This window comes from Paenibacillus albidus, from assembly GCF_014644435.1.
Taxonomy (GTDB): Bacteria; Bacillota; Bacilli; order Paenibacillales; family Paenibacillaceae; genus Paenibacillus_AQ; species Paenibacillus_AQ albidus.
Genome location: NZ_BMKR01000009.1, coordinates 68,129 through 82,135, shown reverse-complemented (window position 1 = coordinate 82,135; position 14,007 = coordinate 68,129). Strand labels below are relative to the sequence as shown.

Annotated in this window: 12 protein-coding genes; 6 read left to right on the top strand and 6 right to left on the bottom strand. The window is 52.3% G+C overall.

The features are described from left to right. The first annotated feature begins 50 nt into the window (after window positions 1-50). Complete coding sequence (locus IEY53_RS12640) at window positions 51-1,790, top strand: ABC transporter ATP-binding protein (RefSeq protein WP_189025382.1); 1,740 nt, start codon at window positions 51-53, stop codon at window positions 1,788-1,790. Beyond that, window positions 1,787-3,526 (top strand): ABC transporter ATP-binding protein, encoded by a 1,740-nt coding sequence (locus IEY53_RS12635; RefSeq protein ID WP_189025380.1) that lies wholly within the window; start codon window positions 1,787-1,789, stop codon window positions 3,524-3,526. The genes IEY53_RS12640 and IEY53_RS12635 overlap by 4 nt, the downstream gene beginning before the upstream one ends. Before the next feature lie 24 nt (window positions 3,527-3,550). Here the strand turns inward: IEY53_RS12635 and IEY53_RS12630 are convergent, their stop codons facing one another. Continuing rightward, window positions 3,551-4,423, bottom strand: a complete 873-nt coding sequence (locus IEY53_RS12630; RefSeq protein WP_189025378.1) for a glycoside hydrolase family 43 protein — start codon at window positions 4,421-4,423, stop codon at window positions 3,551-3,553. Between the two features lie 13 nt (window positions 4,424-4,436). After that, window positions 4,437-5,267 (bottom strand): helix-turn-helix transcriptional regulator, encoded by an 831-nt coding sequence (locus IEY53_RS12625; protein ID WP_229696123.1) that lies wholly within the window; start codon window positions 5,265-5,267, stop codon window positions 4,437-4,439. A 255-nt stretch (window positions 5,268-5,522) separates the two neighbouring features. Between IEY53_RS12625 and IEY53_RS12620 the strand changes: the two genes are divergently transcribed. Then, on the top strand, window positions 5,523-7,592 hold the full coding sequence (locus IEY53_RS12620; protein ID WP_189025376.1) for a beta-galactosidase: 2,070 nt from the start codon (window positions 5,523-5,525) through the stop codon (window positions 7,590-7,592). 82 nt (window positions 7,593-7,674) lie between these two features. On the opposite strand, the gene IEY53_RS12615 is transcribed toward IEY53_RS12620, so the two are convergent. After that, the gene (locus IEY53_RS12615; RefSeq protein WP_189025374.1) at window positions 7,675-8,301 is read right to left on the bottom strand and encodes an NUDIX hydrolase; all 627 of its coding nucleotides are present in this window, start codon (window positions 8,299-8,301) and stop codon (window positions 7,675-7,677) included. A 172-nt stretch (window positions 8,302-8,473) separates the two neighbouring features. Here IEY53_RS12615 and IEY53_RS12610 point away from each other — a divergent pair, with 172 nt between their 5' ends. Together IEY53_RS12610 and IEY53_RS35735 are read left to right on the top strand one after the other, a co-directional pair. Then, window positions 8,474-9,019, top strand: a complete 546-nt coding sequence (locus tag IEY53_RS12610) for a hypothetical protein (RefSeq protein WP_189025373.1) — start codon at window positions 8,474-8,476, stop codon at window positions 9,017-9,019. A gap of 203 nt (window positions 9,020-9,222) precedes the next feature. Continuing rightward, window positions 9,223-9,348, top strand: a complete 126-nt coding sequence (locus IEY53_RS35735; RefSeq protein WP_268240771.1) for a hypothetical protein — start codon at window positions 9,223-9,225, stop codon at window positions 9,346-9,348. 199 nt (window positions 9,349-9,547) lie between these two features. Here the strand turns inward: IEY53_RS35735 and kduD are convergent, their stop codons facing one another. Genes kduD through kduI form a run of 3 tightly spaced genes read right to left on the bottom strand, consistent with a single transcriptional unit; the run spans window position 9,548 to window position 11,985 of the window. After that, on the bottom strand, window positions 9,548-10,306 hold the full coding sequence (kduD, locus tag IEY53_RS12605) for a 2-dehydro-3-deoxy-D-gluconate 5-dehydrogenase KduD (protein ID WP_189025371.1): 759 nt from the start codon (window positions 10,304-10,306) through the stop codon (window positions 9,548-9,550). Window positions 10,307-10,359: 53 nt separating this feature from the next. Then, entirely contained in the window at window positions 10,360-11,118 is a 759-nt protein-coding gene (locus IEY53_RS12600) for a DeoR/GlpR family DNA-binding transcription regulator (RefSeq protein WP_189025369.1), read from the bottom strand. A 33-nt stretch (window positions 11,119-11,151) separates the two neighbouring features. Next, window positions 11,152-11,985 (bottom strand): 5-dehydro-4-deoxy-D-glucuronate isomerase, encoded by an 834-nt coding sequence (gene kduI, locus IEY53_RS12595; RefSeq protein ID WP_189025367.1) that lies wholly within the window; start codon window positions 11,983-11,985, stop codon window positions 11,152-11,154. 232 nt (window positions 11,986-12,217) lie between these two features. On the opposite strand from kduI, the gene IEY53_RS12590 reads away from it, so the two are divergent. Beyond that, window positions 12,218-13,894, top strand: a complete 1,677-nt coding sequence (locus tag IEY53_RS12590; RefSeq protein ID WP_189025365.1) for a hypothetical protein — start codon at window positions 12,218-12,220, stop codon at window positions 13,892-13,894. Window positions 13,895-14,007 lie beyond the last annotated feature (113 nt).

Sequence of the window (14,007 nt, the reverse complement as noted above, 5' to 3'; positions counted from 1 at the left end):
CTTATCAATATTTCAAATGTTTAAATTTCATCAGGTTGGATGTGAAGCCCTTGTTCAGAATTTTCCTGTTTCTCAAGCCGTATCGTAAAGAAGCGATACTGGGTCCCCTTTTTAAACTGCTGGAAGCGGTTCTGGAGCTGCTGTTGCCTACGATCGTTGTCTTAATGATCAACGACGGAATTGCCCGGCATGATTCAGAGTACATATTACGCATGGGCGGACTGATGGTCCTGATGGCCGGATTGGGGTTTGGCTGCTCCCTGATCTGCCAATATTATGCGGCCCGGGCCTCTCAGGGGTTTGGAACCACACTGCGTAACACCATGTTCAGCCATATTTCCTCATTATCCTACGCTGAGCTGGATGCCATAGGGGCCCCTTCGCTGATCAACCGGATCACCAATGATGTCAACCAGCTCCAGCTTGCTGTGGCGATGTTAATCAGGCTTGTGATACGCGCACCGTTTATTTGTATCGGGGCCATCGTGATGGCCATGCTCCTCGATTTCCGGCTGTCATTAATCCTGCTTGCCGCAACTCCGGTAGTTGGGATCATCCTGTATTATATCATCTCGCGGACTTCACCCCTCTACCACAAGTATCAGCAGAAGCTGGACCAACTTGCACTTGTGCTCAGCGAGAATCTGTCGGGTATCCGGGTGATCCGTGCATTCGCCAAAAGCCGGGCCGAGAGACAACGCTTCAATGAAGCCTCGGAGGATCTGACCGGAACTGCAATTCGGGTTGGCCGGATCTCGGCCTGGCTCGGTCCGCTCACGACCCTTGTTATCAATGCGGCAATCCTCACCATTCTGTGGGTCGGCGGAATCCATATTGATGAAGGCAGACTTTCGCAAGGCGAAATTATTGCCTTTATCAACTACATCACCCAAATATTGCTGGCGCTGATTGTGGTCTCCAATTTGGTGATTATTTTTACCAAAGCTTCTTCTTCGGCCAGGCGGATCAATGAAGTGCTGGCAGTATCGTCGTCAGTTATGGATGGAGGAAAGGTGTCGGTACGTCAGCCGGATAAGAGATTACCGGCCATTGTGTTCGATCATGTATTTTTTGGATACAGCAGTACCGGTGATCTGGCGCTGGAGGATATTTCGGTGGAGATCAGGCGGGGGGAGACTGTAGGTCTGATCGGCAGTACCGGCTCCGGCAAGTCAACATTTGTCAACCTCATTTCCCGGTATTATGACCCTCTCCAGGGCAACGTCAAGGTGGATGGTGTGAATGTCCAAGACTATCCCCTCCGGCAGCTGCGGGAGAAGATTGGAATCGTCCCGCAGCAAGCGCAACTCTTCACCGGCACAATTGCCGACAACATCCGCTGGGGTAAGGAGAAGGCCACGGAAGAGGAAATGATGCGGGCGGTCTCCATCGCGCAGGCGGAGGAGTTTATCACAAAGCTGCCCGAAGGTCTGGACACTCCCGTCTCGAGGGGGGGACTCAGCTTGTCCGGCGGACAAAAGCAGCGTCTGACGATCGCCCGTGCAGTAGTGGCTAAGCCGCAGATTCTTATCCTGGACGATTCCGCAAGTGCGCTTGATTATGCCACCGATGCCGCCCTGCGCAGGGCATTAAAGGAGAACAGCAGCGAGGATATGACAGTATTGCTCGTCTCCCAGCGGGTAAGTACAGTCCGCCAAGCAGATCGTATTATTGTATTTGCGGAAGGACAAATTGCCGGTATCGGAACACATCAGCAACTGCTGGACAGCTGTGCCCCTTACCAGGAAATCTGCCTGTCCCAGCTAGCCCGTGAGGAGGCATTGCAATGAACACCAGAGAGACATGGACAAGACTGATGGGATATACCAAACCCTATCGCCTGACCGCCATTTGTGCCGCCATTTGCGCTATATTAAGCGTCCTCGCCAGTCTGGCCAGCCCGCTGCTGATCGGCCGTGCGGTCGATTCAATGGTTGGGACCGGTCGGGTGGACTTTGACGCATTGACTGGTCTGCTGGGAGCTCTTGCGGCAGTCTGCGTGGTTGGAGGGTTCTTTGGCTGGTTACTGACCCAATATACGAACCGGGTGGCTTGCCAAGTCGTGTATGATCTGCGGGGAGAGCTGTTTGATCAGCTGAATGTGCTGCCGCTGCGGTTTCATGACAATCATGCACAGGGTGACAGCATCAGCCGTTTTGTCAACGATATGGATGCCATCTCCGATGGGCTTCTGCAAGGCTTCTCCACCTTGCTGACGGGTATCGTTACTGTCGGCGGGGCCTTGGTGCTGATGCTCTATATTAGTCCGCTGATGACCCTTGTGGTTCTGTTGTCAGCACCGGCCTCGTATGGGGTGGCCCGGTTCATTACGATCCGTTCCCAGCAATTGTTCCGGGAGCAGGCGAAGATAATGGGTGAGCTTAACGGATATGTCGAGGAAATCATAGGCGGCCAGAAAGTGGTTCAGACCTGTCTATATGAAGAACGCTCCCTGCAGCATTTCAGGGAGCGTAATGAAACATTGTATCAGACAGGCGTCAAATCCCAATTTTTCGGTTCCCTGCCCGGACCAACTACCCGTCTGGTTAACAACATCACCTTCTCTGTGATTGCGGTTATCGGCAGCACGCTGGTGATTATGGATCATCTGACGGTAGGCGACCTGTCCAGCTTTTTGATCTTTTCCAATCTGTTCGCCAAGCCGTTCAACGAAATCACCGGAGTGATTACGCAGCTGCAATCTGCGACGGCTTCGGCACAGCGGATCTTCCGTATTCTGGATTTGCAGCCGGAACGGCCGGAGGACTCTAATGCCGCCTTGCTGGCAACAGCCCGCGGATGGATTACATTTGAGCGCGTAAGCTTTGCTTATAACCTGGAGCGTCCGCTAATTTCTGATTTCAGTCTCGAAGTGAAACCGGGCACGCGGGTCGCCATCGTCGGCCAGACCGGTGCGGGCAAAACAACGCTCGTAAATCTGCTGATGCGGTTCTATGATGTCGATGGCGGCTCGATTAAGATAGACGGTGTAAATATCAATCACTTCACCCGCGACAGCCTGCGGCGCAATTTCGGGATGGTACTGCAGGAGACATGGCTATACGGCGGTACGATCCGCGACAATATCGCCTATGGCAAGCCGGATGCCAGCGAAGAAGACATTATTGCCGCGGCCAAGGCAGCCAATGCGCATAGCTTCATCAAAAGGCTGCCGGACGGATATGATACCGTGGTCCGCGGCTCTGGCGATAATCTCTCCCAAGGCCAGAAGCAGCTGCTGACGATTGCCCGTGTTATGCTCGTTGATCCGCCGATGCTGATCCTGGACGAAGCGACGAGCAGTATCGATACTCTGACGGAAATACGCATCCAGCAGGCTTTTCTGACCATGATTGCCGGCCGTACAAACTTCATCATCGCCCACCGTCTGTCCACCATCCGCGAGTCGGATATCATCCTTTATATGAAGGATGGTGACATTGTGGAGAAAGGCACACATGACGAGCTGCTGGCTAGCGGCGGTTATTATGCCGGTTTGTACAGCAGCCAGTTTGCTGCGGTGTAATGTCGTAGAAGAGGAGGTCCCCCGTTACAATTCTCCAATATTCAGCTGTCTGGAAGACTCTTGCACTTCCAGCAGCACAGGGCGCTCCTCAGGGTTGCGGTTAGGGGTATGAATCGTCAGCAGCAGTCTGCCGGCAAAGTCGCGGAACAGCATGCCGTGTCCGCCATCTTTGGCGTAGAGCGGCTCGGCATCCTGGGTCCACGGGCCGCAGATGCTTCCGCTTGCTGAACGGGCGAGGCCCATTGCATAGCCGCTTGCTCCGCCGCTGGACCAGAGCATCAGCAGCTCACCGCCTTGACCCGGGTGCAGGAAGGGGCCATCCGTCACATATTGTCCCTCTGTACCGCCGACCGACCAGGGGGCTTCCGAAGCACGGAAGAGCAGAACGGGTTCGCCTGCGGCTGCGCTCAGTTCTTCATTCAGCCGGACGGCATACATTTCACCATCGGTCACTTCAAGCCATTCCCGGCAAAAGACCATCCAGGGCTGACCCTCCTGATCTACATACAGGGTCCCGTCCAGGCACTCCCACCCTGCAGGGGTCACCGGACCGGAACTGTTCGGATGGTAAAGTCCTTGGGGTTCATCCGCGACCAGGATTTGTGTTCCGCGGGGAATACCCTCGCTTTTGAAGGAAGCGAACATGTAATATTTGTCTTTATAAGCATGGACCTCGGGTGCCCAGAAGTGATGATCGGCCCAAAAGCCGGGTTCCGGACGAAAAGCAGGGAACGGTCCCGACCATTCCACCAGATCCGGGCTGGTATAGACATCGAACCCCTCTGGCGTTCCGCTCCAGGCAGTTTGGCCTGCGGTCCCGAAGAGGTAATACAATTGGGTCTGGGCTGACGCAAGGATAAAAGGATCTCTAAAGTTAATCTCGGATAATGTTGTCATTCATAAATTCCTCCTAATTCGTAAATGGAGCCCCAGAAGGCACCTTTTCGCCTTCTCCGTGCAGTCTGGTCTTCATTACTCCGGGGGTGCAGCCGTAGGTATTGCGGAAGACACGGATAAAATAGTTCGTTTCCATCCCGAGATTGAGGGCAATATCCTGTACGGCTACCGACGAATCTTCCGTGATCATCTGCAAAGCCCGCTGCAAACGCAGATTCTGCAAATATTTATGCGGAGTAACACCATACTCCTGTACGAAGAGACGCTGGAAATGCTGTACGGAATAGCCGACAGCCCCGGCAAGATTGGAGATCAGCAGCGGTTCTGTGAAATGCTCATTGATGAGGCCAACTGCTTTATTCAGCGCTTCGTTGCGGACGGTCTCCGTTTCCAGCCGGCTGACGGTTCCGGGAGAAGCATCTGATTGGCGCAGCATCAAAAGCAGCCGATACGTCGTTACGGACAGCTCCTGCATGGCTGATTCAGCCAGGCGGCTGGTATTCTGCTGGTTGACGGTATGCCAGATTCCCCCAATCTCGTCCCAGCAATCGCTAAAGCGTTCCGGACGGAACGGGGTGGAGGGAAGCAGGCCGAGTTCCTCCAGCATTTGCAACGCAGCGCTTCCGTGAAAGCCGATGAATCCAACATGCCAAGGTTCGTGGGAGCGCGGGTAATATTCATGACCCCGGTCGGGCGGGAAAGCAAAAGCCATTCCCGGCTCCAGAATAGTCTCCGCACCACTCTCCAGATCGCGGAACAACCCGCTGCCGCTGCGGATCAAAAATACTTGATGTACAGGGAATCCGGACTGCCGCACATGATGGTACTGGATGTGTCTGCCCACGGAATAGGGGTACAGGGGAAATGCACCAGGGGCGCGCGGCAGTTCTATCAAGGAAAAGGGAAGGATCGTTATTCACCTCATATTCATTTTGTACTATTCAATCGCTAAAATAATCCTACTGGATGTTTGGGGTTTTCCTTTATGATGATTAGTATAAAGGATAGTTCATGAGATGGACAAGAGATCTGTAATAATTCCATCAGAGATTAGTCCCACTCCTTCATGGACACCGAATGAAAAGGATGATTATACAAAATGAACAAGAAGTTACCTCCAATCAGCAGCAAAGCGCCTGTGATGCTGCATGGTGCTGATTATAATCCCGAACAATGGCTCAGATATCCGGAAGTGCTACAGGAAGATATTCGCCTGATGAAGCTTTCGGGCAGCAATGTGATGTCCGTAGGTATTTTTTCCTGGGTATCGCTGGAGCCTGAAGAAGGTGTGTTTCAGTTCGGTTGGCTCGACAATCTGCTGGATTCTTTTGAAGCGAACGGCATTTACGCTTTCCTCGCTACACCAAGCGGTTCCCGTCCGGCCTGGATGTCGGCAAAATATCCCGAAGTGCTGCGCGTAGAGCGCAACCGTGTACGCAACCTGCATGGGGTACGTCATAATCATTGCTACACTTCTCCGGTCTACCGGGAAAAAACAGCTCTCATCAACAGCAAGCTGGCGGAGCGTTATGCCCACCATCCTGCGGTGATCGGCTGGCATATCTCCAATGAGTTCGGCGGAGAATGCCATTGTGAGTTGTGTCAGACCGCCTTCAGAGACTGGTTGAAAGTGAAGTATGACCATAACCTCGATGAACTGAACCATGCCTGGTGGGCGACGTTCTGGAGCCACACCTATACTTCATGGGAGCAGATAGAATCCCCGGCTCCCCATGGCGAGACGCAGGTTCATGGCCTCAATCTGGACTGGCGCCGGTTCGTCAGTGAACGGACGATTGATTTCTGCCAACATGAGATTGACTCCGTCCGCAGCTATAACCCGGAGCTGCCGATAACCACCAACATGCACAATATTGACGGTGTGGATTACCGTGAGCTGGCCAAGATTCTGGATGTCATCTCCTGGGATGCCTATCCGGATTGGCATTACACCGAGGACGATGACGATGCTCGTCTGGCAGCCTGGACTGCTTTTCACCATGACATGTATCGGACATTCAAGCATAAGCCGTATCTCTTGATGGAGAGCACGCCATCCCTGACCAACTGGCAGAGTGTAAGCAAGCTGAAACGCCCGGGTATGCACAAGCTGTCTTCGTTGCAGGCGATCGCGCATGGCTCGGATTCTGTGCAGTATTTTCAGTGGCGCAAAAGCCGCGGCTCCAGCGAGAAATTCCACGGGGCTGTGCTGGACCACAGCGGTCACGGGGAGACTCGTGTCTTCCGTGATGTGGCGGAAGTTGGCAGAACGCTGGCCGGGCTAACCGATGTGGTGGGGACGACTACACCAGTGGAGACGGCGATTATCTTCGATTGGGACAACCGCTGGGCAATCAAGGACGCGCAGGGTATCCGCAATTCGGGTCTCCGTTATGAGGAAACGGTGGTTGAGCATTATCGTGGCCTCTGGGAGCTGGGGATCCCTGTGGATGTCATCGGCTCAGGGGATGAATTGTCCGCGTACAAGCTGGTCATTGCCCCGATGCAGTACCTGATCACGGAAGAGAACGGCAAAAGAATCGAGAAATACGTCGAGCAGGGCGGAACCTTCCTGGCGACTTATTGGTCAGGCGTTGTTGGCGAAACGGATCTTTGCCATCTGGGCGGGTTCCCGGGTCCGCTGCGCAGAACACTTGGCATCTGGGCAGAGGAGACCGAAGGCCTGCACAGCCGTGATCTGAATGGTGTGGTGATGCAGGACGGCAATTTCCTCAAGCTGACCGGCGAATATGACGCGCACGAAATTGCAGAGCTGATTCACCTGGAAGGGGCAGAGGCGCTGGGACATTACCGCAGTGACTTCTATGCGGGCCGGCCGGCACTAACGCTGCACCGTCTGGGTGAAGGAAAGGCGTACCATTTGGCAACACGGGTAAAAGACCAAGGTTTTTACGTGGATCTGTATGCAGCCATAGCTGACAAAGCAGGCATCCGCCGCACATTGGACTGTGAGCTGCCTACCGGTGTAACCGCCCAGCTTCGGACCGATGGCGAACAGGAATATATCTTCGTACAGAACTTCAGCGGCAGAGAACAAACAGTAGTTCTGGACAATCAGGAATATACGGATTTGGAAACCGGCACTGCGGCTCCGGAGGTACTCAATCTTGAGGTGAACGGACTCGTTATGCTGAAACGCAAGGTATAGACACGGAATTAACAGATATTTGAACAAGACAGGGCCCTAGAGATAAGGGTCCTGTCTTTTTGACTATACTGGAAGGCTTAAACTATTCGCGGAAGATCGCCTGAATTCCTGTGAGGACGCGCTCGTAATAATCGATTTCATGCGGGACAAAAAGCCCGCGGTTAACGGTTTGCTTGATCTGTATACGCTCGCCTGAGCCGCTAACCCGGAAGCCTTGAATCTCAATTTCATTGCTGATTCCTGTCCACAAGGCGTGGAAGTCATGCAGTTCCGCCCGGACCATAACTGCTACTTCTTCCTCCTGCAGTGCAAAATCGTCCCAAGCAACAGACTGCTGGTATACAAAAACATGGGCCCGTTCCTTATCTATGATTCCCTCCTGGGTCATCTCGTAAGGAATTGTTCCAAGCGGAATCAGCTTATCGAACGCGATTACTAGTCCAAGCTCTTCCTGTACCTCGCGTACGCCATCCTCCACAGTTTCTCCAGCCAGTAAATGCCCGGCAGCCGTAATATCCAGCAATCCTGAGTAATCTTTTTTCTGTTCGCTCCGTAGTTGAAGATAAATATACGGAATTCCTTGTTCCAGGCTGATCAGCCAGAAATGAAAAGTCTCGTGCCACAGCCCCAGACGATGTACTTCATCACGGGGGGCGGTCCCGGCAATATTGCCTTTTTCATCAAATATGGTCAGTATTTCGTCAGTCATGCATAAGCTCCTTTGTGTATCCTGTATAGGTGATCGAAGAGAGATAGATTAAGCCTATCATAAGTCAGAAATTCAGGAGAGCTGTCAGAACGTTGGGATTTCATAATCGTATAGACTTCAAAGGGAATGTTTGGTATATTCTGGCTGAGGGCGACCTCAGAGGAGGAATTTAATGACATTGGTACACATGAATCAGACGGATTGGAAAGGATTAACTGATGAACGGCTCGGGGCTGCTTGTATGGAGCCCACATTTCAGAGAATTCGCGGCAAATCTCCAGAGATCAAAACCGAAGTAATTTCACACCTGACACCGGGTCAGAAGGCGCTTTGTATGTTCAGAGTCATGTATGATCATGCTAAACCTTCGCCAGCAGAGTATTATGCCTGGATCTCTTACATGATGGATTTACCCGGCTACTGGAGCGGAGTCATGGAGGGCTTACGCTTTTTTGGCGATGCTAACATGATTGGAATGCTTGAAGAGACCCAAGAGGCTTTGGCGGCCAGAAATACCCTGCTCGGAAAAGAGTGGAGCAGTGCGTCTTTAAGCGATATGGAACGTGACGAAGCGCTCCGCATTACAGTAAATAGTTTGTTTGCCCGTTTCACTGAGATTGCGTCCGTCAGCTTGCAAAACATCGCCTCTTATATCCGCACGCATCCGCAGGAGTTCGTGCAGTTAGAGGCTGAGCCATTTGACCCGGCTAGTATATAAAATGTATTTTGTGCAGCAGAATCGCTTTTTGATGGCTCAAATCAGCGTTATGGTGTATTTTGTGCATTAGAAATTCAGAGAATGAGCTATTTTCGCTTTCCCTGATGTACAAAATGCAGTCAAATCCAAAAATAGCCTTGTAAATCCCAATTCCAATGTACAAAATGCAGTCAAAGTTTGTACATTGGACTCACAGTGGAGGTTTGCAGTTAAACGTAAGCTACAAACAGGACGACTGGGGTGCGGATCAGGCCAAGTGGAAGGCATTTTTGCCTTTGGTTTGGGTAGTGGGTGCGGATCAGGCCAAGTGGAAAGCATTTTACCTTTGATTTGGCCCGCGGGTGCGGGTTGTTGGGCCCGCAGATAGTAGGCATTGATTTGGAGAGTTTTTTGCGAGTACAGCGACCGAAGAAACGGTCCCGGTACAGAGCGTCCACTTGAGCGCTCATGCTCACTTGTACCCAGAACCTAAACAAAGGGATGCCTCTATTGAGGCATCCCTTTGCACTATATAAGAGTGAATACGTATTATCTCGCGAGCCATCCGCCGTCAACAGCCAGGATGTGGCCGTTCAGGTAATCGGAAGCAGCGGAAGCCAGGAAGACTGCCGGTCCTTTAAGATCATCCGGAGTACCCCAACGACCTGCGGGGATACGGTCCAGAATAGAGTCGGAACGGCTTTGATCGGCACGGATCGGAGCAGTATTCTCCGTAGCCATGTAACCAGGAGCGATGGCGTTAATGTTCAAGCCGGAGCCGGCCCATTCATTGGCCAAGGCTTTGGTGATGCCGGCAACACCGTGTTTGCTTGCAGTGTAGCCTGGAACATTAATACCGCCTTGATAGGAGAGCATGGAGCAGATGTTGATAATTTTGCCTGTTCCTCTGTCCAGGAAGTGGCGGCCGGCAATTTGAGACAGCAGGAAGACAGTATTCAGGTTGAGGTTGAGAACGTCGAACCAGTCTTTTTCGCTGTGGTCTTTGGCTGGTGTGCGGCGGATCATGCCTGCGCAGTTCACCAGGATATCTACATGGCCGTTCAGTTCAAGCGATTGGTCAAATACACTTTGCAGCTGAGAGTGATCGCTAAGATCGGATTCGATGCTGACGGCATTAACCCCAAAGGCTTTGGCCGCAGTAACCGTCTCCTCACTTGTGTTCAGGGATACGGATACTACATCCGCGCCTGCTTCTGCGAAGGCCAAAGCGATGCCTTGTCCAAGGCCTTGTGCTGCACCGGTTACAATTGCTGTTTTGCCTGCCAGACTAAAAAGGGATGAAGACATATTAAATTACGCTCCTTTAAAAATATTAGAATGTGTAAGTGGACTTGCTAACGTTAACCCCCGCATTCAATCGCAACCCCAGCACTGCGGAACAACTCTACCGTTTCGGCCGGTAGCCCTTTATCCGTCAGAATCACATCCACTTCCTGAAGTGAAGCGAATGTTCGTAGTGCCGTATGTCCGAATTTGTGGTGGTCGCAGACAGCGAACACCTTACGGGCAGTGGATACCAATGCTTGCTTGAATTCGATCAGATCTCCGGTATAGATGGAGAGACCATGCTCGATATGCACGGCTGTCGCCGAAAGAAATGCTTTTTGTATATTCAGTTGCTGTACATAGGAGACAGCTTCCGGGCCCGCCAGCATATTGCGGACGCGGTAGCCTCCGGGAACAACCAGACGGATACGATCTTTGGGAACCAGCTCGCTGATGATGTATACATCGTTGGTGATCACCGTAAGCGGCATATTCTCCAGCAGCCGGGCGATTTCAAGGGTCGTGCTGCCACCGTCAAGGGCGATAATATCGTTCTCCTCAATATGGGCCAGCGCACGTTGGGCAATCTCCGTCTTCTCCTCGGAATACTTCTCCAGCGGGTCATTGGAAGGGAGTATGCCGAACTGGTCGCTTTGCGCCAGCACTGCTCCGCCGTGGACGCGTACAATAAGTCCCTGCTCCTCCAGCTTGCTCAAATCCTCGCGGATTGTTTTTCCGGTGACCTGGAGCTTGTCGCTCAGTTCATTCACCGTTACATCTTTTTGGTTCAGCATCACTTCCATGATCATCTCGTGCCGTCTTATGGGGTTCATCCGTCTGCCTCAGCTTTCTGAAAATGTTTAGTTCTATTGTAATTCTTTCATGGAGACGGGGTCCATATCATCATATCTTTTGTTGTCACCGGCCATGCTCCAGATAAAGGTGTAGTTATGAGTACCTACGCCGCTGTGAATCGACCAGCTTGGAGAAATGACGGCCTGTTCGTTATGCATCACGATGTGGCGGGTTTCGGTCGGCTCGCCCATCAGGTGGAACACAATTGAATCGTCCGGAAGATCAAAATAGAAGTAGGCTTCCATCCTGCGCGGGTGAGTATGGGAAGGCATGGTATTCCACATGCTGCCCGGTTTCAGTTGAGTCATACCCATTACGAGCTGGGCGCTTTGCACACCATTGGTATGAATGAAGCGGTGAATGGTACGTTCATTGGAGTTCTCCAAGCCGCCCATTGCGCCGGATTCAGACTCGGCGAGCGTGGTTTTGGTGGTCGGGTAGGACTGATGGGCCGGTGCAGAGTTCAAGTAGAACTTGGCAGGTTTGGCAGCATCCGCGCTTTTGAATACGACATCCTTGGAGCCTTGGCCGACGTAGAGGCATTCTTTGGTATCAACTTCGTATTCAGTGCCGTCCACGACAACGGTCCCTTTGCCTCCGACATTGATCACACCCAGCTCACGGCGTTCCAAGAAGTAAGTGACTCCCAGCTCCTTCAGGTCAGTGGTAAGCACAACCTCTTTGCTCACAGGATGGGCACCGCCCACAATCATGCGGTCCTCATGGGTCAGCACAAGCTTCAATTCATCCGGAGCAAAAATAACAGGGATGTGGAATTCCTTACGCAGGCGCTCGGTATCAAATTGCTTCACTTCGTTGGGATGGGATGCAAAACGTCTTTCCATTGAATGTTCAATCTCCTTCGTGATCATATTTAGGTTCGTATAGGTACAATTTAATCCATTTATGTTCATTTGGCAAGAGATAATCTTTTTTAGTACGTTTATTTTAGTTTATTTATTCATTTAAAAGATTGCCATCTGAACCAAAAGTGTGCACAATAGAGCTGGAAAGCGGCTTTTATTAGGGATACCTTCATGAACAAATAATGAATAGAACATTGAAGGGAAGATGGTTATGGCGAATGTACAGCAGGTTCCAAGTCCTTATAAGGAAAGGCAGCAGGCCATTATTTATGCGGTAGCGCTGGCAGCGGAACGCCGGCCTTTACTGGCAAGCGGCCTGTGGTTTCATGATGATGTGCGCAACAACTTTTATTATGCTTCCTATTTATTCGCTGCTGCAGTGGACCCGGTGGCGGAGCTTCCTTTTGACCGGGAGGGCGCCCGTCTGAAGGCGGAAGCGGTGCTTCTGGAGACCGTGTTGCTCCAGAACCGGCAGCCCGGAACCGAGCTCTACGGCCACTGGCCGCTTGGGCTGGATCCGGAACCGCGCGCAGCAAAACCCCATGAGCTGCCAGTCGAGATCATGGGCGGTCTGATGGCTTATTTCTGCCGCAAATACGGCAAGCTCATGAGCGGGGGTCTGCGGCTGGCCTTCCATACGGCCATGGGACATATTTACCGCAGCGGGTTTTTCCGCAAGCCGGTCATTACCTTTGGGCACCACGAGGCGAAGTATACGGCGGCCAAACTGATTTTTGGGCGGATGTTTGAAGATGAGGAGCTAATCGAGGATGGGCGAGGGAGTCTGCGGGATACACTTGCTTACATACGCTCCGCAGGCATGCCGGAGTACGGTAGCCTGCCCTGGTTCTGGCATTGGGTTCAGGCCTTCACCTGTGCGTTTGAGCTGACGCCTCTTGAGGATACAGAGCAACGCGGCGAGCTGTCTGCCATGCTGGATTATCTTTGGGAACAGCGGGCTGAAAGCTATCTTCAGGGAGCCTGGGTGGGAGCGCATTCCCGGGGCTGGCCGCATGATATCCCACAGGACAGGAATCTGCTGCATGATTTTGTGCAGTTTGGCGATTTTGAACTCACGGAGGATATGCCGCGTACGGAATACGCCGGATTTCTGTTCTATGAAGCGCCGGAGCAGGCAAGAAGCGCTGCACTGAACCGACGGACACCGGTAGAAATCAAAAAAATGACCGCAAAGGTGGTGCCGGGCGTACCGCAGCCGAAACTGCATTCCTATGCCTATATTACGGAAGAGTATGCTGCCGGAGGCCTGTGGGAACGGGTCGAGGAGTTTGACAATGAGCAGCTGCGCTGGGCGTACACCCTGCCGTTAAGCGGCAGGGCAGGGGCCAACCGGTTGTATTTCTTCCATCCCGGCCACGGCTACAGGGAAGGTGATCCCCGTCACCAAAGCCCGTACATGGAAGTGTTGTACCATCAAAATGTGGTTATGGCTGTATTCCCGGTTCCTACAGGGGAAGTGGACCGGATCTATGGTGTGCTTCCGAAAGGGGAATGGCTGAACCGGGAACGTTGTCTTTTTGGCCAGACGGGTGAGGTTTATTTTGCCGTCTATTTGCCCCATGCGTATCAGCTTACAGAGCGGCCGGACTATATTGAAGTGACTGTGGATGGCATGCCGGGCGGAGTCGTCGTAGAGGCGGTCAGCGTAAAGCAGGCCGTGTCACAGGGGATGCATCGACTGGAGCAGTTTGCGGAACTGATGTCCTCACGGCCTCCCGTATTTCATACCGGCGCTTCATTGAGTGCCACATATATTACTCTTACCAGCGGTGAAGATCTGCAATTGCACAGTTCCGGGCAAGAGGCGGCACAGGCAAGGGCGCTGCTTGACGGTAAAGAAATTTCACTGAATGATTACAGGGTCTAAGCGTTAGTCGTTAATTATGGACCACAGGGCTGCTCCAAACGCCATGCAAGATTGGCTTCGGGGCAGTTCTTTTTTAATTAAATCCCGTGTTTTTTTAAAAGAAATCGATGTTC